Below are 25,572 nucleotides of genomic sequence, written 5' to 3'. Positions count from 1 at the left end.
GACCGCCCCTCGGGTGACGCGTCAGGTCCCGACCTGCTCGGCCACGTCGTCGGAGAGCCCGGCCCGGACCAGGGCGGCGGCGAACCGCGCCAGGTCGTCGGCCGGCACGAGGGCGGCCAGCTCGTCGGCGTCCTGCGGCAGGCCGACCGCCGTCGCGCCCTCGGTCGCCTTGCCGTCGAGGTACGGCCGGAACTCCGGCCAGACCGCCTGCACCTCCCGGGTGAAGATGCTCGCGCCGACCGGCCCGAGGCGCGGGACCTCGGTGAGCAGGTCCGCGAGGCGTCCCGCGTCCCCGTCGGCCTCGGACCGCATCCCGCGCAGGTCGCCCTTCCACCGGTCGGTGACCAGCTGCGCGCCCTCGATCAGCGCGTCCGCGGTCTGGTCCTTCGAGAGGAACTTCGCGCGGTCGAGCGCGTCGTGGACCTGCTGGTGGGTCGCCGCGCCCATCTTGTCCGGCGTGCCGAGGTCGCTCTCGACGAGCTCGCGGCAGGCCCGCGTCCCGAGCTTGGCCTGCACCCGGCTCGACAGGAGCACGGACAGCACCAGCAGGCGGTAGAGCGGGGCGGGCTTGTCCTCGAGGGTGATGCCGGCCTCGGCGGCGAACGTCTCGCCGGCGACGTCCAGCAGGTCGGTGGCGGTCTGCTCCCGGGTCATGGCAGGGGCTACCCGACGGCGAGGCGGAGAATCGGGGGCATGAGAGCTCCGCGCCTGGTGGCCAGCGACGTCGACGGCACCCTGCTGGGCGCCGACGACCGCCCGGGGCCGCGGCTGGTGCGCGTGCTGGAGCGCATGACGGAGAGCGGGGTGCCGCTGGTCATCGCGACCGGCCGGCCGCCGCGCTGGATCGGGCCGGTGTGCGAGGCGGTCGGCGTGCACGGCCTGTGCGTCGCCGCCAACGGCGCCGTGCTGTGGGACGCGGGGAGCGGGCGCGTGGTGGAGGCGGCGGAGCTCGACGTGGACACGCTCGCCGAGGTGATCGACCGGCTCCGTTCCGCCCTGCCCGGCGCCGGGCTCGCCGTGGAGCGGGTCGACGCGCCCGAGTTCTGCTGCGAACCCGCCTACGAGCCCGCCTGGCCGGGCTCGGACCACGTCGAGATCGCCGCCGGCGACCTGGCCGCCCGCCCCGCGGTGAAAGTGCTGGCGCGGCGGAGGGGCCTGAGCAGCGACGCGATGGCGGCGGCCGTGCGCGACGGGCTGGGCGATCTGGTCGACGTCACGTTCTCGGCGTCGCACGGCCTGGTCGAGTGCTCGGTGCCGGGCGTGACGAAGGCGCACGGCCTCGCGCTCGCCGCGGCACACCACGGCGTCGACGCCGCCGAGGTCGTCGCGTTCGGGGACATGCCCAACGACCTCGCGATGCTGCGCTGGGCGGGGCACGGCGTGGCGATGGGCAACGCCCACCCGGAGCTCGTCGCGGCCGCCGACGAGGTCACCGGGCACCACGACGAGGACGGCGTCGCCATGGTCCTCGAACGCTGGTTCTGAGGCTCGGTGCGGGTCGTTGTCAAGGCCCGCGTAGCATCGATCCGCCATCGACCGGAGCCGCGGGAGGACGTGTGCTGGACGCGAGCGGGTCTCGCGAGGCCGCAGCGCTGGTGGCGATCCAGCGCCGGATCGACCAGCCCGCCGTCGTGCGGGCCGCGACCGCGATGTCGCTGTTCGGGGAGCACGCCGCCGGGTGGCTCGCGATCGGCACCGCGGGCGCCGCGCTCGACCCGACCCGTCGTCGGGAATGGGCCTCGTCGGCGGTGGCGGTCGCCGGGGCGCACGGCGCCTCGATCGTGCTGAAGCGGATCGTCCGTCGCCGCCGTCCGCACGACCCGCGGATCGCGGTGCACGTGGGGACCCCGAGCCGGCTGTCCTTCCCCTCCTCGCACGCCACCTCCACCACCGCGGCCGCCGTGGCCTACGGCAGCCTGCTGGGACGACCCGGCGCCGCCGGGCTCGCCGCCGTGATCCCGACGATGGCGCTGTCCCGCCTCGTGCTGGGCGTCCACTACCCGACCGACGTGCTGGCCGGTTCCGTGCTCGGAGCGGGGTGCGCGCTGGCCGCGCGCCGCGTGATCGAGCGCGGTCGGCTGGGCCGCTGGAGGACCCGATGACCACGTCGCAGGACACGCAGCGCAGCGGAGCTGGACCCGAGGGGAAGGACACGCAGCGCAGCGGAGCTGGACCGGACGAGCCCGAGAAGGCCGCCGCCGAGGAGCAGGCCGTCGAGGCCGTCCTCGAGGAGAACCGCGAGCCCGAGGACGCCCCGGAGGACACCGCCGTGCCGGTGCGCCGGTCCGGTCCCCTCGCGATGCCGCTGGGCCTGCTCAAGACGATGCGGCCCAAGCAGTGGGTCAAGAACGTCCTCGTCTTCGCGGCGCCGTTCGCGGCCGGCCGGCTGGGCGAGGGGTCGGTCTGGGTCCAGGTCCTGATCGCGTTCGCCGCGTTCTCGCTGGCGGCGTCCGGGGTCTACCTGGTCAACGACGCCCGTGACGTCGAGGCCGACCGCGCGCACCCGAAGAAGCGGTTCCGCCCGATCGCCGCGGGCATCGTCCCGCCGTCGGTCGCCTACGCGACCGCGGTCGTGCTGTTCGCCGGGTCGATCGCGCTGAGCTTCGTCGCGAGCCGCAACCTCGCGATCGTCGTGATCGTGTACGTGGTCGTCCAGCTCGCGTACTGCCTGTGGCTCAAGCACGAGCCGGTCATCGACGTGTGCATCGTGAGCTCCGGGTTCCTGATGCGGGCGATCGCCGGTGGTGCGGCGGCCTCGCTGTACCTCTCGCCGTGGTTCCTGCTGACGATGGCGTTCGGCTCGCTGTTCATGGCGGCGGGCAAGCGCTACGCCGAGATGCGGCTCGCCGAGCAGACCGGCGCGAAGATCCGCAAGTCGCTGGAGCGCTACTCGGCGTCCTACCTGCGGTTCGTGTGGTCGCTGTCGGCCACGATCGTGATCCTGGCGTACTCGCTGTGGGCCTTCCAGATCGGCGTGCAGCCGGTCCGCAACGCGCTGCCGACCCCGCCGAGCATGTGGGCGATCATCTCGGTGGTGCCGTTCGTGGTCGCGATCCTGCGCTACGCGGTCGACGTCGACGGCGGCAACGGCGGGGAGCCCGAGGAGATCGTGCTCAAGGACCGGGTGCTGCAGGTGCTCGGCCTGGGCTGGGCGGTGCTGCTGTTCCTGGCGGTCACCACCTCGGCCATCCACTGAACCGCCGCCCGCGCGGGGACGGACACCTGGTCATGACGTCGTCGCTGGTCGCCCTCGTGCGCTACGCGCTGGTGGGTGTGGTCAACGCCGCGACGTACTACGCGGTCTACCTGCTGGTGTTGGGGCAGGTCGGCTACCTGACGGCGCACGTCGTCGGGCTGGGTGCCGCCATGGTCGTCTCGTTCCTGCTCAACTGCCGCTTCACCTTCCGCGTGCGCCCGACGTGGCAGCGCTTCGTGCTCTACCCGGCGTCGCAGGCGGTGAACATCGCGGCGACGACGATCGGCGTGGTCGCGCTGGTGGCACTCGGCGTGGACGAGCGGATCGCGCCGCTGGTGGCGGCGGTGCTCGCGGTGCCGGCGAGCTTCCTCGCGGCGCGCTTCGTGCTGGCGGCGGGGAGCCGGGGGAGCGCGGTGCCGGTCGTGGAGCCGGACCCGGACCCCGCGACCCTGCGGCTCACCGTCGTTCGACGGTGATGGTGGTCCACGCCCCGACGTGGATCGTGTCGCCGGCGTCGAGCGGGACCGGCGTGCCGGGCGTCAGCAGCTCGCCGCCGTAGTTCAGCGTGGTGCCGTTGGTGGAGCCGGCGTCGAGCACCACCCACCGGTCGTCGCCGACCGCGAGCAGCACCGCGTGCAGGTGCGAGACGCCGGGGTCGCGCGGCGGCCCGGTGAGGTCGATCCCGGGGTCGGTCGCCGAGGTCTCCCCGCTCCCGCGTCCCTCGTCGGGGACCGGCCGGCGTCCGATCGCGATCTCGTCGCCGTCCAGGTCGACGGTGAACTCACGCGGCTCCCCGGGGAACTCCGGGACCGGCGCGGACCGGTCCTCCCGCGCGCGCACGAGCTCGTAGTGGTCCCGGTCCGCCCAGACCCGGGCGCACCAGCGCGTCACGCGGACCCGTCGGACGGCGGGTCGACGGTGTTCTCCGCGGTCGTGTCGCGACGCACGTCGTCGTCGGCCTCGGCGTCGAGCGGGATCAAGATCGGGCCGGTGTCCTCGCCGCCGTCGGCCCGCGCGTCCCACTCGCCGCCGCCGTCGGCGGGATCGAGCGGCAGCAGGGCCACGGTCGCGTTGTCGTAGCCGCCGTCGGCGAGGGCGGCGTCGACGAGGGCCCGGGCGTCGCCGAGGACGTCGGCGCGCCCCCGGCCGGACGAGAGGATCGCCGCGAGCCGGTCGGCCTCCGGGATGTGGTTCCAGATCCCGTCGCTGCACAGCAGCAGGAACCCGGGCCCGGCCGGCCGGAAGCGGCGGGCACGGGCGGGTCCCTCGGGGGAGTCGTGCCCGAGCCAGCGGGTCAGCACGTGGGCACGTCGGTCGTTGTGGGCCTGCTCGCGGCTCATCACGCCCGCGGCGGCGATCTCCTCGGCCCACGAGTCGTCGGTGGAGAGCAGCTGCGAGGTGCCGTCACCGGCGAGCCAGTAGATCCGGCTGTCCCCGACCCAGGAGACGACCGCGGAGCCGTTGCGGGTCACGGCCCCGGTGTAGGTCGTGGCCGGCGGGTCCGCCGGGTCGCCGAACCGGACGAGGTCCGCCGCCGCCTCCGCGGCGGCGCCGGCCCCGGCGGCCGCGAGCTCGTCGAGGCTCGCCGGGCCACGGGCCGTGATCCGGGTCAGCACCGACGCCACGCAGGCCTCCGCCGCCGCCAGCGACGCCTCGTCGCCACGTCGGGCCGACGCCACCCCGTCGCACACCGACGCCACCAGCACCTCGCCGTCGCCGGTCGCGATCCGCCCCAGCGCGCACGCGTCCTCGTTGCGCCGCCGACGCAGCCCCCGGTCGGTCACCGCGGCGGCCGGCCCGAGCCGGAACTCCACGTGGTCGCGGACGGCGGGACGACGCGTCCCGCACCGGCCGCACACCACGTCCTGGGCCTCGTCGACGCTCGCGCCGCACTCCGGGCAGTCGGCGGTCTCGATCTGGGTGCGCGTCGCCTCCAGCACGGCCCGCAGGTCGGTGTGCTCCCCGGCGGAGCCGGCGGGACCGACGGACTGCACCGGCACGCCACCGGTGGGGTCCGGGTCGGCCGGGTCGCGCGTCGTGCCGGCCGGGTCGACCGCCGGGTCGTCCGACGCCGGGTCGCCGGGGCCGTTCGTCGGGGACGGCGGCGCGGAGGACTCGGTCACGGCGGGAGGGCTCCTGTCTCGGACGGTGGAGGGTTCACGGGTGCGGTGGACGGTAGGGAGCCATCTTGGTGCACGAGGGTCCCGCCGTCCGGCACACCCACGCCGTGATCGGCGGGTTGCCCCGGGAGGGTGGTCCCGGCACCCGTTCCGCGCAGCGCGAGGGTCACGTCGTCGGCGAAGCTCCGGGCGTCGGGATGGCGCAGTCCGGGGTCGACCGCGGTCGCGCGGCGGATCGCCGGGTCGAGGTCCGTCGGGGCCCGCGGGCGTCCGAGGTGCGCCGCCACCGGGGCCCCCAGCAGCACGTCGAGGGTGCGGCCGAGGGCGAAGACGTCCGAGGCGATCGAGGGCCCGGCGCCGCCCGGGGCGATCTCGGGCGCCAGGAACCCGTCGGTGCCCCAGACGGCGCTCACGCGGTCGTCGATGCGGCGGACCGACCCGAGGTCGACGAGCACCGGCCCGTCGACGGTCACCAGGACGTTCGAGGGCTTCAGGTCGGCGTGCAGCAGCCCGAGCCGGTGCAGGTGCGTCACCGCGGGGACGATCGCGCCGACCACCGCCGCCGCAGCGACGGGTCCGAGCGGCCCGCGCGCCGGCCTGCCGTGCAGGCGGTCGAGGACCAGGCGCATCCCGTCGTGGTCGACGACGTCGCGGAGCCCCACGAGCGCCGGGTGCGGGTGGTCGAGCAGCAGCTCCGGCGTCCGGGCGTCGTCGCGGCGCCGGGCCACGACCACCTGGTCGCCGGTCCGCTCGTCGTCGGCGAGGTAGAGCCAGGCGCCGCCACGGGCGAGGAGGTCGACGAGCCGGTACCGGTCGGCGACCAGCGTCCCGGGAGCGAGGTCGGGACGCAGGTCGAAGGAGCGACGGCAGAACGCGCACGTGCCGGTCAGGCGGCCGGGCCGGCCGTCACGACCGCGGCCGACCGGGGCGTCGCAGCCCGGACACGTCCGGCGCGCCTCGGGGAACAGCGCGACCGGGTCGGTGCGGAAGGGCGGGGGCTGCGGAGGCGGGGCGGTCCGGGACCCGCGCGTCCGACCCACCGGCTCCAGACGGTCCACCACGTACCTCGCTCGCCCCGACGCCGCCCGCAGGCGGACCACGAACGATACCCCCGCCCGCCCGCGTGGTGTCGGGGCGACCAGGTGGTTCAGTCCAGGCAGAACTCGTTGCCCTCGGGATCGGCCATCACGATGTTGCCGGGGATCAGCGGCGGTTCGGGGTCGACGCGCAGGAGTCGTGTGGCCCCGTGGCCGACGAGCCGCTCCGCCTCCGTCTCGAGCGTCGCCATCCGCTCGTCGCCCTGCAGACCCGGGGCCGCGCGCAGGTCGAGGTGCACCCGGTTCTTGACCTGCTTGCCCTCCGGGACGCGCTGGAAGAAGACCCGTGGCCCGGTGCCGTCGGGGTCGACGACGGCGGACGCGTCGTTGCGCCGCTCCGGCGGCACGCCCCACGCCTCGAGCGCCTCCTCCCAGGTGGCGAACCCGCCCGGCGGCTCCTGCACGCGGTAGCCGAGGGCCACCGCCCAGAACTCGGCCTGCGCGCCCGGGTCGGCGGCGTCGAACGTGACCTGCACCTCGCGACTCATACCGGACATCCTGGCGCCGATGGCGGTCGGGACGCGTCCGCTTTCCCGTTCGGCCCTGACGGCGGGTCACCGCGACCCGTGTGGCATCGTCGCGCCGCACCGCCCGATCGGGGGACGACGGCGGTCGTCCGGCCGGTCGTCACCCGAGGAGCCCATGAGAACGCGCTGGCTGCTCCCCCTCCTGCTGGCGACCGCGCTCCTCGCCGGAGCCCTGCCCGCGTCGGCGCAGCCGGCTCCGCCGCCGCCGTCGCCGGGCACCTTCGTCCCGCTGCAGGCGGCGCGGCTGTTCGACTCGCGCGTGCCGACCCGGGTCGTCGACCGCGGGTTCACGACGGCCGGTCCGCTCGGCCCGGGCCGGACGGTCTCGATCCCCGTCGCCGGACGCGGCGGGGTGCCGGACACCGGTGCGGGCACGGTCGTCCTCAACATCACCGGGACGACGCTGTTCGGCTCGAGCTACATGACGCTCTGGCCCCAGGACGCCCCGCGGCCGCCGACCTCGACGCTGTCGCTCACGTCCGGCGCTCCGGTGACCAAGACCGTCGTCACGAAGCTCGGGGGCGGCGGCGCGGTCAGCCTGTTCAACGTCACCGGGCTCACGGACGCCACCGTCGACGTCGTCGGGTGGTTCCCGGAGAACTCCCCGCTGGCCTCCGGGGTGCCGCAGCGGGTGCTCGACGCGCGTGCCGGGGCGGAGGGGGTGCTGCAGCCCGGCGAGCAGCGCCGCGTCGCGATCGACGGTCGTGGCTTCGCCGCCGCCCCGCCGGGCTCCGCCGTGCTGGTCTCGCTCACCGGCACGGACGCCTCCCGGCCGACCACGGTCAGCGCCTGGGGCACCGGCGGCCCGCGTCCGTTCGCCCCGCAGCTGACCCTCGTCCCGGGCGACACGCTGCCCAACATGACGATCGTGCCGGTCGGCGACGACGGGTCGATCACCGTCGCGAACGAGGCGGGCACCGTCGAGGTGCTCGCCGACCTCGTCGCCGTGGTGCCGGCCGCCGTCGGGAAGGCCCTGACGCCGGCGCGGCTCTACGACAGCCGCGCACCGGACGCGACGACGGCCGCCGTCGGGACGGGGCCGTTGACGCCCGGGCGGACGCGGACCGTGCCCGTCCTCGGCCGGTCGGGGGTCCCGACGACGGGTGTGTCGTCGGTGCTGCTCAACGTCACCGGGCTCGGCCCGGCGGGGACCGGCGCGATCGGGGTGTGGGGCGCCGGGCCGCCCCCCTCGACCTCCGCCGTCGTCGTCCCGGCGGGGACGGTGCGCCCCGGGTTCGCGGTGGTCCCGGTGAGTCCGCAGGGCACCGTGCAGGTCGCGGCCGCGGGGTCAGCGATGGACGTCGTCCTGGACGTCGTCGGCTTCCTCGCCGGCACGCCGGGCGCCGCGCCCGGCGTGCCCGCCCCGACGACGGGTGGCCCGGCCCCCGACGGCGGGAAGCTCCTGTGGCAGGCCGACTTCACCCGCGGACTCGCGAACTACCGCTCCACGCCGTGGAACATGGTCGGCGCGGCGCCGCCCGGCGTGGTCGGTTCCGTGCTCGGCGGCCTGCTGCGCAAGCCGGCCCTGCAGGTCTCGATGCCCGGCGGCGGGCAGCGCGCGGAGCTGGAGCCGAACTTCCGGTCGCTGCGCAACGGGGACGACCTGTTCTTCGGCTTCTCGGTGACCCTCGCGCCCGGCTTCCCGGTGGACACCGGGGACTGGCAGGTCATCACGCAGTGGAAGAACGAGGGCACCGGCTCGCCGCCGCTGTCGGTCAAGGTGGGGCAGGGCCAGTTCCAGCTCGACGGCGGCTTCGACCGCGGCGCCCCCTTCGAGATTCCGATGGGCGCGGCGACGCCGGGCCGGGCGCAGCAGGTCGTGGTGCACGTCCGGTTCGCCGAGGGCGGCGGGTCCGTGGACACCTGGGTCGACGGGAAACAGACGATCCGCGGGTTCCGGCCGCCGGCGGGCACGCTCTACCCGGGAACCACCAGCTACCTCAAGACCGGTATCTATCGGAGCACCGCGATCGGCCAGGCGGGGACCCTCTTCTTCGACGACTGGCGGATCGGGACCAGTTACGCGGCGGCCTACCCGCGCTGAGGAGGGGGCGGCGTCACCGGGGTGCCGGAAAGGTGCCATGCTGCCGGGACCACCCCCGGCCGGGACGAGCGGTGCACGCAACCGGTTGCGCCCGACGCCGGGAGTGCCCGAGTCGGACGGCAGCACGGAGACGCAGTGACATCGACCCCAGCGGCGGGGGGACGGCCGACCCCGGAGACCGGCCCGCCCGCCACCGAGGAAGCACCCCGGCACCGCGCCGGACTCTCCGGCGAGGCCCCCGCTCCCACGACGGCACCCACGTCGGCCGCATCCACGACGGCCGCATCCACGACGGACGCGGCCTCGGACGGGGCGAGCTCGGACCTGTCGCAGGCGGCCGACGAGGCCGAGCGCGCACTGGCCGAGATGGCGAAGGCCGCCCAGGAGGCGGTCGCGGAGGCGCACGACGACGGGCACTCGGCCGTCGCGCAGGGCTACGAGGAGGCCCGCAAGGCCACGGACGAGGCGTACGAGCAGTCGGCGACGCGGGCGGACCGCACGCCGTAGGCCACCGCGGTGGTCGGCGCCGGGTCGGGGGAGGGACGGTGGGGTGGGCGTCCACACCAGGGTGACCGAGCAGGGTGTGCTGCTCCGATTCACCGGGCGTGACCGGCTCTACGCGTTCCGCGGCGGGGTGTTCCTGCCGATCGACCGGGTCCTCGGTGCCCGGACCCTCGGCCGCCGCGACGCGGTGCTGGCCAGCCCGCGGGTGCACCTCCCCGGCATCAGCGTGCCGGGCGTCCTGCGGGCGGGCGCCTACGGCGTCGGCGAACGCCGCCAGCTGTGGATGGTGCACGCGGCGCCCACCCTGCTGGCGATCTACCTGCGCGGCGAGCCGTTCCACCGTGTCGTCGTCGAGGTGGACGACCCGGCGGGGCTCTCGAAGATCATCAACGACGCGCTCCCGCCCCGCGGGCTCCCGCCGGCCCGCCGGTCCCCCGTCTAGCTCTTCGGGCCCACCAGCGCCGACGCCGACTCGTAGCTGTTCGCGATCCGGGCGTCCATGAGGAACAGGTTCGCGGTCTCGGAGATCGCGGAGTCCCGGTAGATGCCGGTCTTGAGGTACGAGTCGTCGCCCTCGTAGCGGGTGCCGCCCGGCGGCTTGTAGTCGGTGAGCCGCTGCTGGCCGTTCTGCCAGACGTCCACCGAGGCCTTCGTCGGGTCGGTGGAGAAGCGGATGTGCACCACGATGTCGGTCTGCCGCCCGGTCAGCGCCGGGCCGATCGGCACCGAGAAGTAGTTGCCGCCCGGGTCCTCCCCGCCGGCGCCGCCGTCCAGCTTGAACTGGCCGCCCTCGACCTTGACCTCGATCGGCGGGCTCCCGTCCCCGGAGTTCTTCCACTGCGCGAGGACCTGCCAGCCCTGGGCGTTCACCGGGAAGTCGTCCGGGAGGTTCCACGCGAAACCGAACCAGGCCTCGTCACCCTCGCGGTAGAACTGGGTGTTCGGCTCGAGCTCGCTGCGCCGCCCCCCGCCGGGCACGGTGAACTCCAACGCCTTCGCGCCGTCCACCTCCGGGGCGTCGACCAGCCTCGGGGCGGGTGCGCCGTCGTTGTTGTAGGGGGTGTCGCGGAAGTTGCGCAGCGGGTCCGGCCCGGAGAGCGAGGCCTGCCAGATCGGCGGCGGCACGGTCGCGGGGTCGGGGGCGCCGGTCAGCGGGGGTGGCGCGTCGGTCGCGGTCACGCCCGAGCCCGAGCCGGTGCTCGACCCCGTGCCCGGCTCGTCGGTGGAGCAGCCGACCACCACGCCGGCGACGAGCAGGAGCGAGACCGCCGCGCCCAGGACGCCGTGGGCCCTCACTGCCCGGATCCCTCGGCGATGAGCGGCTCGAGCAGCAGGTCCGGCTGGTTCTGGGTCACGGCCTGCAGCCGCCACTTGTGCGGGAAGAGGGCGAGCAGCTCGCCGTCGGCCCGCCGGGTGAGCACCTCGATCCCGATCGCCCCCTTCAGGGCCTCGACGCCGGCCGCGTCGGTGCGACGGGCGAGCGTGTAGTCGAGACGTTCGAGCTTGATCGGCGCCGAGAACTCGTCGGCCAGCCGGGCGGCCACCACCTCGAACTGCAGGGGCCCGACGGCGGCGAGCACGGGCGCCTGGTCACCGCGCAGGTCCGAGGAGAGCACCTGGATGACGCCCTCGGAGTCGAGCTGCTCGATGCCCTTGCGGAACTGCTTGGTCTTCGACGCGTCCGCCACCCTCGCCACGGAGAAGTGTTCGGGCGCGAAGCTCGGGATGGTCGGGAACGTGACCGGCTTCTCCGCCCAGAGCGTGTCGCCCGGGCGCAGGGCGTTCGCGTTGACCAGCCCGACGATGTCACCCGGGAAGGCCTCGTCGATGGTGGACCGGTCGCGTCCGAACATCGCCTGGGCGTACTTCGTGGCGAAGGGACGGCCGGTCGCGTCGTGGGTCAGCACCATCCCGCGCTCGAAGCGCCCCGAGCAGATGCGCACGAAGGCGACCCGGTCGCGGTGGGACTTGTCCATCGACGCCTGCACCTTGAACACGAGCCCCGAGAACGGCGCCTCGATCGGGCGCTCGGCGCCCGCGGCACTCGGCCGCGGCGCGGGCGGTGGGGCGAGCTCGACCAGCGCGTCCAGGAGCCGGGCCACGCCGATGTTCGACAGCGCGGCTCCGAACATCACGGGGGTCGCGGTGCCGGCGTGGAAGTCGACCGGGTCGAAGTCGGCGCCGATCTCGCCGAGCAGCTCGAGCTCCTCGGTGGCCCGCTCCCAGTCCACGCCCTCCTCGGCGGCGGCCCGGTCGGCGTCGAGGATCTCCTCGGCGGCCTTGGACGCCCCGTGCGCGGCCCGGGTGAAGCGCCGCATCGTCCCGTCCGCACGTTCGACCAGCCCGTGGAAGTCACCGGCGATCCCGACCGGCCACGTGATCGGCATCGGCCGCAGTCCGATCCGTTGCTCGACCTCGTCGACGAGCTCCAGCGGCTCCCGGCCGGGGCGGTCCCACTTGTTGACGAAGGTCAGCACCGGCACCCCGCGGGCCCGGCACACGTCGAAGAGCTTCAGGGTCTGCGGTTCGAGACCGCGGGCGGCGTCGAGGAGCATCACCGCGGCGTCGACGGCGGCGAGGACGCGGTAGGTGTCCTCGGAGAAGTCGCCGTGCCCGGGGGTGTCGAGCAGGTTGATGACGTGGTCGCGGTACGCGAACTGGAGCACGGCACTGGTGACGGAGATGCCGCGCTCGCGCTCCATGTCCATCCAGTCGGACGTGACGCCCTTGCGGCCGCCCTTGCCGTGCACCGCGCCGGCGGCCGAGATGACCTCGGCGTGCAGGGCGAGCGCCTCGGTCAGCGTGGACTTGCCGGCGTCCGGGTGGGAGATCACCGCGAACGTCCGGCGGCGGCGGGCCTCGTCGGCCGGCGCTCCTGCGACCGTGGTCGGCGACGCGACGGTCATCGCCCGCCCCGTTCTGGTCCCCCGACGCCCGTATCCATCACTGATCAGGCTACGGGGAGCAGCGGTGTGACCGGCGTCTGGGGGACGGGCGCGGCGGGCGCGCTCGTCGCGTCGGACGAACCGCCGACCGGATCACAGCGGCGTCGACTGTTTCACCCCGCGTTCACGAGGCACACTCATCGCGGACGAACCGCCCGGTTTGGTGGGACGTCCGGCGGCGGTCGGTCCTCCCGGGGGGAGAGGACCGGCCGCCGTCGTCGTCACCGGCCCAGCCCGCGCGCCTCCTCGATCAGCCCGTTCGCCGCGTGCTCGAAGAACCCGTCGACGTCCGGGCCGGCGTTGATCAGGGCGAGGTGGTCGTACCCGGCGTCCACGAACGGCTTCGTCACCTCCAGGTGGCGGTCCAGGTCGGGGCCGCACCCGAAGTTCGACCGCATGACGTCCGCGGTCACCAGCGCGGTCGCCGCGTCGAAGTTCACCGGGTTGGGGAGCTCGGCCTGCACCTTCCAGCCGGTGATGCCGAACCGGAAGAGTCGGCGTGCGGACTCGGCCGCCTCGTCCTCGGTGCCCGCGTACGCCAACGGCACCTCGGCGTAGGCCGGCCCCGAGCCGCCCGCACCCTGGTAGGCCGCCACGAGGTCCGCGCTCGGCTCGGTGACGAACAGCCCGTCGCCCAGCTCCGCGGCGAGCGTGGCGGCGCGGGAGCCCCCGGCCGCGACGACGATCCTCGGCAGCTCGTCGGGCAGGTCGAAGACCCGCGCGTCCTCGAGGGTCAGGTGGCGGCCCTCGTAGCTCTGGTATCCGCCCTGCCAGAGCAGCCGGATGATCTCCAGGGACTCCCGGAACATCCGGTGCCGGACGTGCACCGGCGGCCAGCCCTGCCCGACCACGTGCTCGTTGAGCCGCTCGCCGGAGCCGACGCCGAGCGTGAACCGGCCCTCGGCGAGGATCTGCGTGGTCGCCGCGGCCTGCGCGATCACGGCCGGGTGGTAGCGGATGAACGGGCAGGTCACGCCGGTCGCGAGCTCGATGCGCTCGGTCTTCGCGGCCATGGCGGCGAGCATCGACCACGCGAACCCCGAGTGCTGCTGCTCGGAGACCCACGGGTGGAAGTGGTCGGAGATCTCGACGAAGTCGAACCCCGCCTGCTCGGCCAGCACGCACTGGCGGACCATCTCGGCCGGCCCGTAGGCCTCGGCGATGAGCTTGTACCCGATCTTCAGGGATGTCATGGGGCCGGGTGCCCGATCGTCAGGCGTTCGCCCCGGCTCCGTCGAGCGGCTTGTCCGGCGCCACGCGGGGCATGTTCCCGCCCCCGCCGCCGTCGTCGGGCTCGACCCAGATCGTCACCGGGTCGCCGGCGGGCACCCGGATCCCGGCCTTCGGCTCCTGGTCGGTGACCGTGCCGCTCACCGTGGGCGGCGTGTCCGGGTCGGGGTCCACCGCGACCACCCGCGCGGTGATCGCCAGCTCGTGGGCCTCGGCGGCGGGCAGCCCGACCAGCGCCGGCACCAGCACCAGGTCGGGTTCGTCCATGCTGTGACGGTAGCGCCAGCGCAAGCAATGCGTCACTGCTTGCACCCAGTGCCAGGAAATCCGGCATCGTCGCGAACCGGTCTCCCGGCCGGTTCCCGACGCCGGGTGGCGCGGCCACGTCCGCGGGCGTGCGGTTGGATGCCCGGACGGTCGTCCTCGGCGGGGGCTGGCCCCAGAGGCGGAACGGGAGCGGCGCGATGGAGCAACGACGCAGGTCCGGACGGCGGAGGCTGACGGTCGCGGTGCTCGCCGGAGGTCTCGTCCTGGGCGCGTGCACGGGTGGGAACCAGGCCGCCCCGCCGTTGGAGTCCTCCAGCCCGGCCCCGACGTCGTCCGCGAGTGCTCCGGCCGCCCCGCCCACCCCCCTCGGCGCGCCGGCGCAGTTCGTGCCCTGCGACCAGAAGTTCGAGTGCGCGCAGATCACGGTGCCGATCGACTACGCCGTCCCCACCGGCCCGACCATCACGATCGGGATCGTCCGCCAGCCCGCCGCCGACCAGGCGAACAAGGTCGGGGCCCTGCTGGTCAACCCGGGCGGCCCGGGCGGTTCCGGCATCGAGACGGTGGAGAGCGGCCAGGTGCCGGCGGACGTGGCGGCCCGGTTCGACGTCATCGGGTTCGACCCGCGCGGCGTCGGGCGCAGCGCGAACCTCGCCTGCCCGGTCGGCCCGGACACCCCGTACTACGGCGACCCCGACCCGGGCGACCCCGCGGACGAGGCCGCCACCGCCCAGGCCGTCGAGCGCTACGACCAGTCCTGCGGCGACGCCTACCGCCAGCTGCTCCCGCACCTGGGCACCCGCGACGTCGCGCGGGACATGGACGCCATCCGCAACGCGCTGGGCCAGCAGCAGATCTCCTACCTCGGCTACTCGTACGGCACCTCGATCGGCCAGGTCTACGGCGAGCAGTTCCCGCAGCGGGTCCGCGCGATGGTGCTCGACGGCGTCGTCGACGTGACCCTGCCCGGCCTCGACCCCAGCCAGGCGGAGAGCTTCGAGAACTCCCTGCGCCAGTTCGCCGCCGACTGCGCCCGCCGCCCGGACTGCGAGGCCGGCCCGGACGCGATCGGGATGCTCGACCGGGTGCGCGCGAAGGTCGAGGCCGCGCCGCTGCCCGTGCCGGGCATGACCCCGCTGTCCCCGGGTCTGCTGGAGCTCGGCGTCGTCCTCCCCCTCTACTCGAAGGGCAACTGGCCCACCCTCGCCAAGGCGCTGCAGGCGGCGGACTCCGGCGACGGCGCCCCGTTCCGCCGCCTGGCCGCCCGGTATTTCGAGGGCTCGAACTCGGACACGTACAACGCGGTGACCTGCCTGGACAACTCGTGGCCACGCAACCCCGAGGACGTCTTCGCGCAGGCCCGCGCCGCCGAGGTCCGCGCGCCGCACTTCAGCGGGAACGTCCTCGTCTCCGGGCTCACGTGCGCCCGCTGGCCCGTGCCGCAGGACCCGCTGGTCCCGCCGTCCGGCGCCGGCCTGCCGCCGACGCTGGTCATCGGCACCACGAACGACCCCGCGACGCCCTACCGCAACAGCCAGAACCTGGTCCGGCGCCTGCAGGGCTCGGCGCTGCTGACCTACCGCGGGGACGGGCACACCGTCTACGGCCAGGGCGTGCGCTGCGTCGACGACCAGGTGAACCGCTACCTCGTGACGCTCGCCCTCCCGGCGCCGAACGCCGTGTGCTGACGCCGACCCGGCGCCTTGTCGCGGGTTCTCGCGGGATTGCCCCCGCCCTGTCGCTGGGATTCCCAACGACAAGGTGGGCGCCCGCGGTCGGAAGGCCGCGACAAGACGAGGCGCGAGCGCTTGTCGTTGGGATTCGCCGCGACAAGGTGCGCCGGGGGTGGACGTGGGTCCGGGGCCCCTGGGTGAGCCGGATCGGGTGCCGCCACGGCGGCGCCGAACGCGGTCTGCTGAGCCGCGACCTGCCGAGACCGCGCCCCGCTCACCTCCGAGTTCCCCCGAGGTGGCACGGCTCGCACACGCGGGCAGGCGCGCTGCCCCGCCGGTAGGATCAACGATCGGTGTGCCGGGAAGTCTGGTCGGCGGTCGTTGCCGCCTGCCCGCTCGAAGGAGCCCCGTGACCAGCACCCCCCGTCGCGACCGCATCCGCCGTACCCGCGCCGGCCGGCTGTTCGTGCCGCCGTCGCCGGGGGAGTCCTCGCGGATCGGGGAGCTGCTGCGGACCGAGACGGTCGGTGGGGCCCTGCTGATCGGCGCGGCCGCGCTCGCGCTGATCTGGGCCAACTCGCCCTGGCGCGAGACGTACACGTGGCTCGGGTCGCTCACCGTCGGGCCGGCGGCCCTGCACCTGGACCTCTCGCTCGCCACGTGGGCGGCCGACGGCCTGCTCGCGATCTTCTTCTTCGTCGCCGGCCTCGAGCTCAAGCGCGAGTTCGTCGCCGGGGACCTGCGCGAGCCGGCGCGGGCGGTGCTGCCGGTCGCCGCGGCCGTCGGGGGCATGGCGGTCCCGGCCGTGCTCTACACCGTGATCAACCTGGCGAACCCGGAGGGCCTGGTCGGCTGGGCCGTCCCGACGGCGACCGACATCGCCTTCGCGCTCGCGATCCTCGCCGTCATCGGCCGCGGGCTGCCGACCGCGCTGCGCACGTTCCTGCTGACGCTCGCCGTCGTGGACGACCTGCTCGCCATCACGATCATCGCGATCTTCTACACCGACGACCTCGCCGTCGGCCCGCTGCTGCTCGCCCTGATCCCGATCGCGCTGTTCGCGGTGCTGGTGCAGCGACGGGTGCGGTCCTGGTGGCTCCTGCTGCCGCTCGCCCTCCTCGCCTGGGTGCTGGTCCACGAGTCCGGAGTGCACGCGACCGTGGCCGGGGTGCTGCTCGGCTTCACCGTGCCCATCGTCCGGAAGAAGCCCGGCGAGGGCCCGGGCCTGTCCGAGCACTTCGAGCACCGCTGGCGCCCGCTCTCGGCCGGGGTCGCGGTGCCCGTGTTCGCGTTCTTCGCGTCCGGCGTGACCGTCATCGGCGGCACCGATCTCGCCGCCACGTTCCTCAACCCGATCACGATCGGGGTCGTCGTCGGCCTCGTCGTCGGGAAGACGCTCGGGGTCACCGGGGCGACGTGGCTCGTGCAGCGGTTCACCCGGGCGCAGCTCGACGAGTCGCTGAGCTGGCTCGACGTCGTCGGGCTGGCGATGCTCGCCGGGATCGGCTTCACGGTGTCGCTGCTCGTCGGGGAGCTCGCCTTCGGCGGGGGCACGCCGGCCGACGACCACGTCAAGGTCGGCATCGTCGTCGCGTCCCTGCTCGCCGCCGGCCTGGCCACGATCGTGCTGCGCGCCGGCGCACGACGGAGGGCGCGAGCGGGTACACCGGGAGCATGACCGCAGCGACGCCTCCCCCGCCCCTCACCGACCCGATCGGGGTCACCGGCTCGACGGAGGTGCTGCCCGCCGTCGTCCAGAAGGTCGTCGCCTTCGCGACCCGCGAGATCCCGGGCATCGCCGGGCTCGGCGGCACCACCGCCCGCGCGGTCGGGGCGGTCCGGCAGACGCTGACCGGCGCGAGCGACAACGTCGCGGGCGTGCGGGTGGAGATCGACGGGGAGACCGCCGTCGTCGGGCTGGACGTCGCGATCGAGTACGGCGCCGGGGCCCGGGAGCTCACGCGGGCGCTGCGGCGGCACGTGCCCGAGGCGGTCGACCAGATCGCGGGCGTGAAGGTGACGGAGCTGAACATCGTCATCACCGACGTGGTGCTGCCCGGTGGGGAGGAGGACCCGGCCGCACCGCCGACCGCGGCGGTTTGAGCTACGGAGCGACTCCGCGCAGGAACGTGATCAGCGAGTCGCCGGCGTTGCCGAGGCTCGCGAGAACCCCGTTCACGGTGCCCGCCGCCGTGTTCGGGGAACTGACGATCCAGAAGATGACGAGGATCGCCACGAGGACGCCGACGACCTTCTGCACGTTCACAGGGTCACCGTACCTTCACGTTCGGTAGGTCACACAGGGGTGTGACCGCAGCATCACGCGGATGGTGCAGGACATGCCGAACCTCGGGCGAGGGACGGGAGGCAGGTGGCGCACCGCTATCGTCCTCTCATCAGCACCACAGCCGACCCGACCCGCTCGGCGCCCCGAGGCGGCCCGGGCGCGCGGCGTCTCGTCAGCTCCGCCGGGGTCGGCGTGGTCGTGTCGGGGCTCCTGGTCAACGTCTACCTGGCGGTCGTCGCCCGGGGACTGACGCCCGCCGAGTACGCGACGTTCGGTGCCTTCTGGGCACTGGCGCTCGTGCTCGGCTTCGGGCCGTTCCTCCCGCTCGAGCAGGAGCTCGCCCGCCGGCTGGCGATGCGGGAGTCCCGACGGCGGGTGCTGGTGGCGGGCCTCGGCACCGCCGGCATCCTCGGCGGACTCGCCCTCGCGGTGCTCGGCGCGGCGTCCCCGCTGGTCTGGAGCTCGCTGGACGGCCACGTCGGCGCCCTCGCCGCGCTGATCGCCCTGTGCGTGGTGTCCGCCGGGCAGTTCCTGCTGCGCGGCATCCTCATCGGGACCGACCGGCTGGTGCGCCACGGCGCCGTCATGGTCCTCGACGCGCTGCTGCGGCTCGGGTTCGCCGTCGTGCTGCTCGTGCTCGGCGCCGACCAGGCGGCGTTCTACTGCTGGGCGCTCGTCGTCGCGATCGCCCTGGCGCACCTCCCGCTGGTGCCGGCGGTCTGGCGCCGGGCCGAGCGCGAGTACCCCGACCCGGGAGCGACCGACCACTCCACCCGCGCGTTGGTGAGCTCGGCGATGCCGCTGCTGGTCGGCTCGGTGTGCGCGCAGCTGCTGCTCAACGGGCTCCCGGTGGTGGTCGTCGCCCTCGCCGACGGCGGGGCCCAGGCCGCGGCCGGCGTGTTCGTCGCGGCGTTCACGATCGCCAAGGCGCCGTTGTCGATGGTGGTGCCGCTGCAGTCCGCCGTGGTCCCGACGCTGACCCGGCTGCTCGCCGCCGGCCGTCGTCGCGAGGTCTTCCGGCTCTTCGCCCGTGGCACCGCCGGACTGGTGGCGCTCGCCGTCGTCGGCGTGCCGCTGGCGTGGTGGATCGGCCCGCCGATCGTCACCCTGATCTTCGGCCCGGAGTACCGCATCCCGGGCGTCGAGCTCGCCGTGATCATCGCGGGCGTGCTCGCCCACGTGGCCCTCGTGGTCGTGACGCAGGTGCACGTGGCGCGGAACCGGCACGTCGACGTGGCCCTGAGCTGGCTGACCGGGCTCGTCGCGGCGGGTCTGACGTTCTGGCTGGTGCCGGGCGTCGTGGTCGCCGGCGAGATCGCCTTCGGCGTGGGGTCGCTCGTGGGGGCGCTGGCGAGCACGGCACTGTTGGCGCGCGACCGCGAGAGGACGACCACGTGAGCTTCGAACCCCATCAGGGGGAGGCCGAGCACTACGACGCGGCCTACTACGACGCCAACGGCCAGGCCGGCGACCGGCCCGCGCTGGGCTACTACACCCGCCTCGTCGGGCGGTACTGCGACGGTGGGCCGTACCTGGACTTCGGCTGCGGCACCGGCCACCTGGCCCGGCGGCTCTCCGCGCTCGGGCCGGCGTCGGGCTTCGAACTCTCCGAGTGGTCGGCCGCGGCTGCGCGGACGAACGCGCCCGGCGCCACGATCAGCACCGCCGTCGAGGACCTTCCCGACGACGGGTTCGGCGCCCTGACCGCGATCCACGTGCTCGAACACCTCACCGACGACGTCGTCACCGACGTCCTCGCCACGTGGCGGCGCGTCCTGCGCCCGGGCGGACAGGCGCTCGTCGTGATGCCGGACCCGGCCGGTCGCGGTCGCGCGCTCGCCGGGGCGGACTGGATGGGGTTCGCCGACCCCACCCACATCAATCTGAAGCCGCACGCCGAGTGGCGGTCGGTCCTGGCCGACCACGGCTTCACGGTCGAGCGCGAGGGCACCGACGGGCTCTGGAACGTGCCCTACTCGCGGCTTCCGAAGCTGCTGGACGCCGCCCGCTACGCGGTCCCGGCGTTCACGCAGTTCCTGTCCGGCCGGATGGTCCTGCGGCCGGGCGCGGGCGAGTCGTCCATGTTCGTCCTGCGCTCTGCCATCTGAGGTCAGATCGTCGTCCAGTTCAGCGGCAGGGTCGGTTGTCGGGAGTCCTGGGGCGTCAGCAGCTCCCGGATGCCGCCGTAGGGATCGACGACGCGCGCCTGACGTGCGCGCGGGTGCGCTGTCCCTATCGTAGCGCCAGGTGTCCGAATGTAAGAGACATTGGGACATCGTGTCGACGGGACTACGGCGTCAGCCCCGACACCACCCGCGAGTTCCGCTCCACGGTGTAGCGCTCGCTCGGGTACGGCTGCTCGAAGAGCATGAGCAGCACGTCGTCGTCGATGTCCGGGAAGTCGCGGAACCGGGTGCGCAGCTCGGTCACCTCGGCCTCGCGGTACGCGTTCCCGACGATGCCGCCGCTGTCCGGCTTGGCGACGAAGTCGGCGAGCGCTTCGCCCCGGGTCTCGCCGTACCCGAGGAACCCGTCCATCGTCTGCGTGACGCCGTTCTGCTGCACCGGCTGGGTGATGCACGGGAACAGGAACGCGTTCTCCCAGTTCACCGTGTAGACGCCGTCGCGGGGCAGGGCCACGTTCATCGGTGCCCAGCGCGAGAACAACGGGGCCGAGAGGGCGAGCCACCCGCCGACGTCGGTGGCCTGGTCGGTCGCGGTCACCCGCACGAACCGCGCGTCGGCCGGCGCGCTCTGCGACTTCGTGAGGTCGACCGCGCGCCAGGCGGTGTCGTCGCTCGTGTCCTTGACGGGTCGGACCCCCAGCGGCTCGACCCCACCGGGTCCGGGGCCGGGCCGGCCGAACTCGACGGCGAGCGAGTTGCCCTTCCCGACGCGCCCGGAGACCTCGGTGGTGACGGCGATCGCGCTCGGCGGGCCGGGCGGCAGGCGGTACCAGCCGGTGGTGAACGACCCCGTCCGGGCGTCCGGCGACCGGCCCTCGGACGGGGGCTGGAAGCTGCCCCACACCGGCAGATTCGGCGCGAGATCCCTTGGAGGCGGGCTGGTCGGCAGGAACGCGTCCCGCGGGAACGGCTGGTCCGGCGGCTCCTCGTCGGCGGCCGGGACCGGGATCAGCGGCGCGAGCGGGTAGCGCTGCGGGGTCAGGACGTCGATGGCCTGCTCGGCACCGCAGTTCACGGCTGCCGGGTCGCGCCACGCGTCGCCCGCCGGGGAGTAGGTCGTCGACGTCCGGTCCGCCGCCAGCGCGAAGTCGGCCACGGCCCGCGTCGTCGAGATCCCCATGGCCGCGACGCAGAGCATCGGGATCGCGACCAGCATCGCCCAGGGTCGCCAGCCACGGCCGCGGATCGAGGTCACGAGGACGACTGCGAGGGTCAGGACGACCAGCAGGACCGCCCAGTACTGCGGTTGGTCGAAGTAGAAGCCCTTGACCGACGGGTAGTCCAGCCAGGAGGGCTGGCCCAGGCCCCACATGAAGGCCCACCGGTTGCGGCCGTGCCCGGCGAGCGCGATGACCGCGATCGCCGCGACCGCGGCGGCCAGGATCGCCGGCACCGGAACGCGGCCCTTCCCGGCGCGCACCGAGTCGCGCACCAGCCCGGGCCCGGCGACCAGGAGCAGCGCGAGGAACGGTGCGCCGACCCCGACGATCGCGCCGAAGTGGTGCGAGGGCTTCGACGGCGTCGGAAGCAGCAGGGCGAACGCGAGGATCGTCGACCAGCCCGCGAGCATCAGGCGCCCGGGCACCGGGAGGTCGCGCACCCGCGCCACCACCGCCGTCATCAGGAACCAGATCAGCGCGAGCAGGCAGAGCAGGACCGTGATGCGCTTCGCGTAGGTCCCGAAGCGCGTGGTCTCGTTCAGCAGCGAGGCGTAGCGCTCGAACTCCAGGTACCAGGTCTGTGCCCGTTGGATCGGCGCGAAGATCTCCTGGGACCGCACGAAGTCGGCGTACGTGCCGTCGGCGAAGCCGAACACCGCCCCGAGCGCGCCGGGGGCGATCACGACGAGCCAGCGCGGCGGGATCTCCCACCAGTGCACGGACCGCTCGCGGATCAGCCGCCACACCGTCGGGGTCGCGGCGAGGAGGGGCGCGAGGCAGATGAAGCCGGTGGGCGCCGTCATCAGGCCGATCGAGCCGAGACCCACGGAGCCCGCCAGCAGGTCGAGCCGACGTCGCTCGATGCCCTCCGCGACGAGCGCGAGGGCGCCCGCGGCGAAGACCGCGGTGTAGGGCTCCGGGCGGGTCCCGACGTCGTAGGCGAGCCACCAGGACAGGAAGGCGACGCACAGCGCGACGCGGGAGGCCGTGGCGAGCCAGCGGTGGGACTTCCAGGGATGGGTCAGCCCGGCGCACCGCGCCACGAACACGCGGATCGCGATCCAGGTCAGCAGGCCGAGCACCACGGACGGCACGCGCAGCGCGACCGGCGAGAACCCGGCGTGCTGCTGCCACCAGGAGAGCAGGTAGTACGGCCAGGAGAACGGCGTGAAGCCCTGGTTGTAGAGCTGGTAGTAGTTCGGGACGTAGCCCCCGTGCGGCACGTTGGCCGCCATCGCGGAGTAGTAGCCGTCGTCATCGGTCAGGGGCGCGAGGTAGAGCCACGCCCACAGCGCGACGACGACGACCGCGTCGACCAGCCGTGGTCGCCACGTCGAGAGCCGGGCGAGCAGGATGCGGTCGATCCGCGCCCACCAGGGCGTCGGCCGCAGCAGCTCGGGGTCGCGCCGTCGGGCCTTGCGCCGCGACAGCACGATCGACGCCGTGGTGGCGATGCCGCCCAGCACCACGGCCAGGATCGCGGCGGTGATCAGCCCGCGCTTGTACGAGGTGGGAGAGCTCGCGTAGCGGTCGTCCGCGGTGATGCTGACGGCCAGGTCGTCCGGCGCCGCGCCGGGCAGCGCGGTGAGCGAGGTGGAGAGCGCGTCGACGTCGGGCAGGGCGCTGATCGGCTTGGGGTCCGGCAGGGAGTCCGGCGGGGTGTTCCGGATCTCGTCCGGATCGGCCTCACCGAAGCGCGGCGTCAGGCGTCCGAGGTCCCGGCCGTCCCGGTTGACCTGGACGGCGGCCGTGTCCCCGCGGACCGTGTAGGAGCAGTCGCCCGGAGGGAGCCGCTCGGCGACGATGTCCTGCCCACCGCTGCGGACCGTCAGCGTGTCCGAGCGGACCCGGATCGAGAGCGCCTTCTCGTCGAACCCGTTCGCGCTCGGCGCCATGGTCGTGAGCACGTAGCCGGCGGGCGTGGCCCCCGCCTCGCGGGCGGTCCGGCAGCTGAAGCGCGCCGAGAACGACTCCGGTTGGTAGGCCGTCAGCATCAGCATCGTCGACTCGGGACGGTCGACGTTCAGCGGCCACCGGATCTCGGGCGAGTTCTGGACGACGGGCGCGAAGGGCAGCAGCAGAGCACACACCACCGCGACGACCGCCGAGGCCACCGCGACGACGCGGGCGACGAGCAGCCCGTCGAGCCCCCAGTCGTCCGGCCCCCAGCGGTCGGGCCGCTCGTCGTCCGGGGTGAAGGCGTCCGGGGGGAGGCGCTCGGTCTCGGCGTCGAGCCCCTCGCGGTCGGCACGCTCCGTCCGGGGGACCAGCCGCACCGTCGAGAGCTTGCGGCGCAGCAGCCGCAGCGGGGTGGTCGACGTACTGCCCGATCCCGACGGCGGGTCCGGCGGCTCCTCGACACCACGATCGGTGTCCTCGCCCACTCCACTGCTCCGTCCCGCCGCCGCCCGGTCACGGAGACGCTAACAACCGGTGCGTCGTGCCCGTCGTGAAGCCACGCCCGAGTCGGGGCTGACTACGCTCGGCACCGACGGATCCGCCGGAGGAGGGCGCCTGAGCACCACGAGCACCTCCATCGCGCCCCCCGTCGTCACCGACCCGCCGGCGGAGCGGCGCCCCACCCGGTGGCGGCCACTCGCGGCCGAGGTCGGGATCCTCCTGATTTACCTGGTCGCGTCCGGGCTGCTGTTCCACCGCGTGCTCGGCGACCTCGCGGGCCGCGCCACCGGGGTGGTGGCGTCCGACTCGTCGCTGTTCACGTGGTGGCTGGGGTGGACCTGGTACGCGATCACCCACGGCCTCGACCCGTTCACCACGACCTGGCAGAACGCCCCGACCGGGGTCAACGGGATGTGGAACACCGGCGTCCCGGTGCTGGGGGTGCTCCTCGGCCCGGTGACGGCGACGGCCGGCCCCGTGGTCGCGGACAACGTCGCGATGATCCTCGGGCCGGTCGCCTCCGCGTACCTGGCGCACCGCTGCCTCGTCGTGCTGGTCGGGCCCCGCTGGATCCGGGCGCTCGCCGGGCTCGTCTACGGGTTCTCGCCGTTCGTCGTCGCGCACGCGTGGGTCGGCCACGTGAACCTGGTGTGGTCGGTCTTCCCGCCGATCGTGCTGTGGGCGTCGGTGCGGGTGCTCGCCGCGCCGCGTCGTCCCTGGCTCGCCGGGGCGCTCCTCGGTCTCGCGTTCTCGCTGCAGATGGGGCTCTACACGCAGACCGTCGCGCTCGGGGCGCTGACGTTGCTCGTGGTGGCGGTCGTGCTCGCCGTCTCCGCACCGCGGACGGCGCTGCGCCGGGTGCCGTCGGTGGCCCGGTCGGTCGTGGCTATGGCCGGCGTCGCCGGGGTACTGAGCGCCTACCCGGTGTACGTCCTGCTCGCGGGCCCGTCCCGGCCGCAGGCCTCGATCCGCGAGTCGACCGAGATGGGCGCGGACGCCGCGAACTTCGTGATCCCCTCGGTGCTCACCGCGATCCGCCCCGGCACGGACGCGCTGGCCGAGCAGATGCGGGTGTACCCGGGCGAGCAGGGCTCGTACCTCGGGGCGGCGATGCTGCTCGTGGTCCTCGTCGCCGTCGTCCTCGTGGCGTCGCGCGAGATCCTCCTGACGTTCGTCGTGACGATCCTGCTCGCGGTGCTGTCGCTGGGGACGTCGATCGCGGTGCTCGACCAGGACACCGGAACCGGGCTGCCGTGGCGCCTGCTGCTCGACGTGCCGCTCGTCGGGCAGGCCGAGGCCGGGCGACTCGCCCCGTTCGTCGCCCTCGGCGTGGTGACGATCTGGGCGCTCGCCCTCCAGCACCTGACCCGGGACCTTCCCGACGGCCGGTGGGGCCGGGTCGGACGCCTCACGGCGGTCGGCCTGGTCCTGGCCGCGGCGGCGACCTGGGTGCCGGGCGACCAGCAGGGCACCACCGACGCCTCCGCGCCCCCGTTCTTCCTCGCCGGCACCCCGGGGATCGCGCCCGGCTCGATCGTGGAGCTCGTGCCGAGACCGTCCCAGGACTGGGTGCGCGACGGCGGGGTCCCGGTGCGCTGGCAGGCGCTCGCGGGCTTCTCGTTCCGCCAGACCGGCGGCTACTTCATCGGCGGCAGTGACCAGGTGCCGGTTCAACACGACGGGCTCATCGGCCCGTTCCAGCAGGGCGTCCTCGACGGCGGCCGCGGGGACGTCGCGGCGGCCCGCGCCGACCTCGCGTCGAAGCAGGTGAGCACGATCGTCGTCGTGCCCGAGCTGGTGCGGGAGCCCGAGCGCGTCCTGACGTGGTCCCGCGCGGTCGCCGGGAACCCCGGGCGGCTCGTCGAGGGCAGCTGGGTGATCCCCTTCGGTTGACCCGCCCGTTCACAACGAGCACACGCCGACGTCGAGCACGACC

At 74.3% G+C, this 25,572-nt stretch carries 24 protein-coding genes; 13 read left to right on the top strand and 11 right to left on the bottom strand.

The genetic code is table 11. The features are described 5' to 3' along the window. Positions 1-21: 21 nt before the first annotated feature. Positions 22-654, bottom strand: a complete 633-nt coding sequence (locus tag QRT03_RS01940) for an endonuclease (RefSeq protein WP_286050739.1) — start codon at positions 652-654, stop codon at positions 22-24. 39 nt (positions 655-693) lie between these two features. Here QRT03_RS01940 and QRT03_RS01935 point away from each other — a divergent pair, with 39 nt between their 5' ends. From QRT03_RS01935 to QRT03_RS01920, 4 genes are all read left to right on the top strand, one after another. Beyond that, the gene (locus QRT03_RS01935; RefSeq protein WP_286050738.1) at positions 694-1,485 is read left to right on the top strand and encodes an HAD family hydrolase; all 792 of its coding nucleotides are present in this window, start codon (positions 694-696) and stop codon (positions 1,483-1,485) included. Between the two features lie 71 nt (positions 1,486-1,556). After that, entirely contained in the window at positions 1,557-2,102 is a 546-nt protein-coding gene (locus tag QRT03_RS01930) for a phosphatase PAP2 family protein (RefSeq protein ID WP_286050736.1), read from the top strand. Beyond that, a complete protein-coding gene (locus QRT03_RS01925) occupies positions 2,099-3,196 on the top strand; it encodes a decaprenyl-phosphate phosphoribosyltransferase (RefSeq protein ID WP_286050735.1) in 1,098 nt (365 codons plus the stop codon). Before QRT03_RS01930 ends, QRT03_RS01925 begins: the two co-directional genes overlap by 4 nt. Positions 3,197-3,228: 32 nt before the next feature. Next, entirely contained in the window at positions 3,229-3,672 is a 444-nt protein-coding gene (locus QRT03_RS01920; RefSeq protein WP_286050734.1) for a GtrA family protein, read from the top strand. On the opposite strand, the gene QRT03_RS01915 is transcribed toward QRT03_RS01920, so the two are convergent. From QRT03_RS01915 to QRT03_RS01900, 4 genes are all read right to left on the bottom strand, one after another. Continuing rightward, positions 3,653-4,087: an FHA domain-containing protein gene (locus QRT03_RS01915; protein WP_286050733.1), complete on the bottom strand. Its 435-nt coding sequence runs from the start codon at positions 4,085-4,087 to the stop codon at positions 3,653-3,655. The two genes, QRT03_RS01920 and QRT03_RS01915, sit on opposite strands and share 20 nt — an antisense overlap. Continuing rightward, positions 4,084-5,319 carry a PP2C family protein-serine/threonine phosphatase gene (locus QRT03_RS01910; protein WP_286050732.1) on the bottom strand — a complete coding sequence of 412 codons (1,236 nt, stop codon included), beginning with the start codon at positions 5,317-5,319 and terminating at the stop codon, positions 4,084-4,086. Before QRT03_RS01910 ends, QRT03_RS01915 begins: the two co-directional genes overlap by 4 nt. After that, positions 5,316-6,374, bottom strand: a complete 1,059-nt coding sequence (locus QRT03_RS01905; protein WP_286050731.1) for a protein kinase domain-containing protein — start codon at positions 6,372-6,374, stop codon at positions 5,316-5,318. The genes QRT03_RS01910 and QRT03_RS01905 overlap by 4 nt, the downstream gene beginning before the upstream one ends. Before the next feature lie 89 nt (positions 6,375-6,463). Further along, a complete protein-coding gene (locus QRT03_RS01900) occupies positions 6,464-6,901 on the bottom strand; it encodes a VOC family protein (RefSeq protein ID WP_286050730.1) in 438 nt (145 codons plus the stop codon). A gap of 154 nt (positions 6,902-7,055) precedes the next feature. On the opposite strand from QRT03_RS01900, the gene QRT03_RS01895 reads away from it, so the two are divergent. The 3 genes from QRT03_RS01895 (at position 7,056) to QRT03_RS01885 (ending at position 9,930) form a co-directional block, all read left to right on the top strand. Next, entirely contained in the window at positions 7,056-8,984 is a 1,929-nt protein-coding gene (locus tag QRT03_RS01895) for a heparin lyase I family protein (RefSeq protein WP_286050729.1), read from the top strand. 135 nt (positions 8,985-9,119) lie between these two features. Continuing rightward, positions 9,120-9,491: a hypothetical protein gene (locus QRT03_RS01890; RefSeq protein ID WP_286050728.1), complete on the top strand. Its 372-nt coding sequence runs from the start codon at positions 9,120-9,122 to the stop codon at positions 9,489-9,491. A 43-nt stretch (positions 9,492-9,534) separates the two neighbouring features. After that, the gene (locus QRT03_RS01885; RefSeq protein WP_286050727.1) at positions 9,535-9,930 is read left to right on the top strand and encodes a hypothetical protein; all 396 of its coding nucleotides are present in this window, start codon (positions 9,535-9,537) and stop codon (positions 9,928-9,930) included. On the opposite strand, the gene QRT03_RS01880 is transcribed toward QRT03_RS01885, so the two are convergent. The 4 genes from QRT03_RS01880 to QRT03_RS01865 all read right to left on the bottom strand — a co-directional run bounded on the left by QRT03_RS01880 (position 9,927) and on the right by QRT03_RS01865 (position 13,930). Then, a complete protein-coding gene (locus tag QRT03_RS01880; protein ID WP_286050726.1) occupies positions 9,927-10,784 on the bottom strand; it encodes a polysaccharide lyase family 20 protein in 858 nt (285 codons plus the stop codon). The genes QRT03_RS01885 and QRT03_RS01880 overlap by 4 nt on opposite strands. Then, positions 10,781-12,394, bottom strand: coding sequence for a peptide chain release factor 3 (locus tag QRT03_RS01875; protein WP_286050725.1), 1,614 nt, complete (start codon positions 12,392-12,394; stop codon positions 10,781-10,783). Before QRT03_RS01875 ends, QRT03_RS01880 begins: the two co-directional genes overlap by 4 nt. A 260-nt stretch (positions 12,395-12,654) precedes the next feature. Next, the gene (locus QRT03_RS01870) at positions 12,655-13,626 is read right to left on the bottom strand and encodes a TIGR03557 family F420-dependent LLM class oxidoreductase (RefSeq protein WP_286050724.1); all 972 of its coding nucleotides are present in this window, start codon (positions 13,624-13,626) and stop codon (positions 12,655-12,657) included. 19 nt (positions 13,627-13,645) lie between these two features. Next, entirely contained in the window at positions 13,646-13,930 is a 285-nt protein-coding gene (locus tag QRT03_RS01865) for a PASTA domain-containing protein (protein ID WP_286050723.1), read from the bottom strand. A gap of 197 nt (positions 13,931-14,127) precedes the next feature. Here QRT03_RS01865 and QRT03_RS01860 point away from each other — a divergent pair, with 197 nt between their 5' ends. The 3 genes from QRT03_RS01860 to QRT03_RS01850 all read left to right on the top strand — a co-directional run bounded on the left by QRT03_RS01860 (position 14,128) and on the right by QRT03_RS01850 (position 17,706). Then, positions 14,128-15,618, top strand: coding sequence for an alpha/beta hydrolase (locus QRT03_RS01860; RefSeq protein WP_286050722.1), 1,491 nt, complete (start codon positions 14,128-14,130; stop codon positions 15,616-15,618). Positions 15,619-16,012: 394 nt separating this feature from the next. Next, the gene (gene nhaA, locus QRT03_RS01855) at positions 16,013-17,281 is read left to right on the top strand and encodes a Na+/H+ antiporter NhaA (RefSeq protein WP_425604769.1); all 1,269 of its coding nucleotides are present in this window, start codon (positions 16,013-16,015) and stop codon (positions 17,279-17,281) included. Further along, positions 17,278-17,706 carry an Asp23/Gls24 family envelope stress response protein gene (locus tag QRT03_RS01850; RefSeq protein WP_286050721.1) on the top strand — a complete coding sequence of 143 codons (429 nt, stop codon included), beginning with the start codon at positions 17,278-17,280 and terminating at the stop codon, positions 17,704-17,706. Before nhaA ends, QRT03_RS01850 begins: the two co-directional genes overlap by 4 nt. Before the next feature lies 1 nt (position 17,707). Here the strand turns inward: QRT03_RS01850 and QRT03_RS01845 are convergent, their stop codons facing one another. Further along, a complete protein-coding gene (locus tag QRT03_RS01845; RefSeq protein WP_286050720.1) occupies positions 17,708-17,869 on the bottom strand; it encodes a hypothetical protein in 162 nt (53 codons plus the stop codon). 219 nt (positions 17,870-18,088) lie between these two features. Here QRT03_RS01845 and QRT03_RS01840 point away from each other — a divergent pair, with 219 nt between their 5' ends. Further along, the gene (locus tag QRT03_RS01840) at positions 18,089-19,288 is read left to right on the top strand and encodes a lipopolysaccharide biosynthesis protein (RefSeq protein ID WP_286050719.1); all 1,200 of its coding nucleotides are present in this window, start codon (positions 18,089-18,091) and stop codon (positions 19,286-19,288) included. Then, positions 19,285-19,998 carry a class I SAM-dependent methyltransferase gene (locus QRT03_RS01835; protein ID WP_286050718.1) on the top strand — a complete coding sequence of 238 codons (714 nt, stop codon included), beginning with the start codon at positions 19,285-19,287 and terminating at the stop codon, positions 19,996-19,998. The genes QRT03_RS01840 and QRT03_RS01835 overlap by 4 nt, the downstream gene beginning before the upstream one ends. Positions 19,999-20,179: 181 nt before the next feature. Here the strand turns inward: QRT03_RS01835 and QRT03_RS01830 are convergent, their stop codons facing one another. After that, positions 20,180-23,620, bottom strand: coding sequence for an arabinosyltransferase domain-containing protein (locus QRT03_RS01830; RefSeq protein ID WP_286050717.1), 3,441 nt, complete (start codon positions 23,618-23,620; stop codon positions 20,180-20,182). A gap of 49 nt (positions 23,621-23,669) precedes the next feature. On the opposite strand from QRT03_RS01830, the gene QRT03_RS01825 reads away from it, so the two are divergent. Beyond that, complete coding sequence (locus QRT03_RS01825; protein ID WP_286050716.1) at positions 23,670-25,529, top strand: hypothetical protein; 1,860 nt, start codon at positions 23,670-23,672, stop codon at positions 25,527-25,529. The last annotated feature ends 43 nt before the right edge of the window (positions 25,530-25,572 follow it).

This window comes from Actinomycetospora termitidis (genome assembly GCF_030286555.1).
GTDB lineage: Bacteria > Actinomycetota > Actinomycetes > Mycobacteriales > Pseudonocardiaceae > Actinomycetospora > Actinomycetospora termitidis.
Note: the sequence above shows the minus strand (reverse complement) of the source record. Positions and strands in the feature narration are given on the sequence as shown.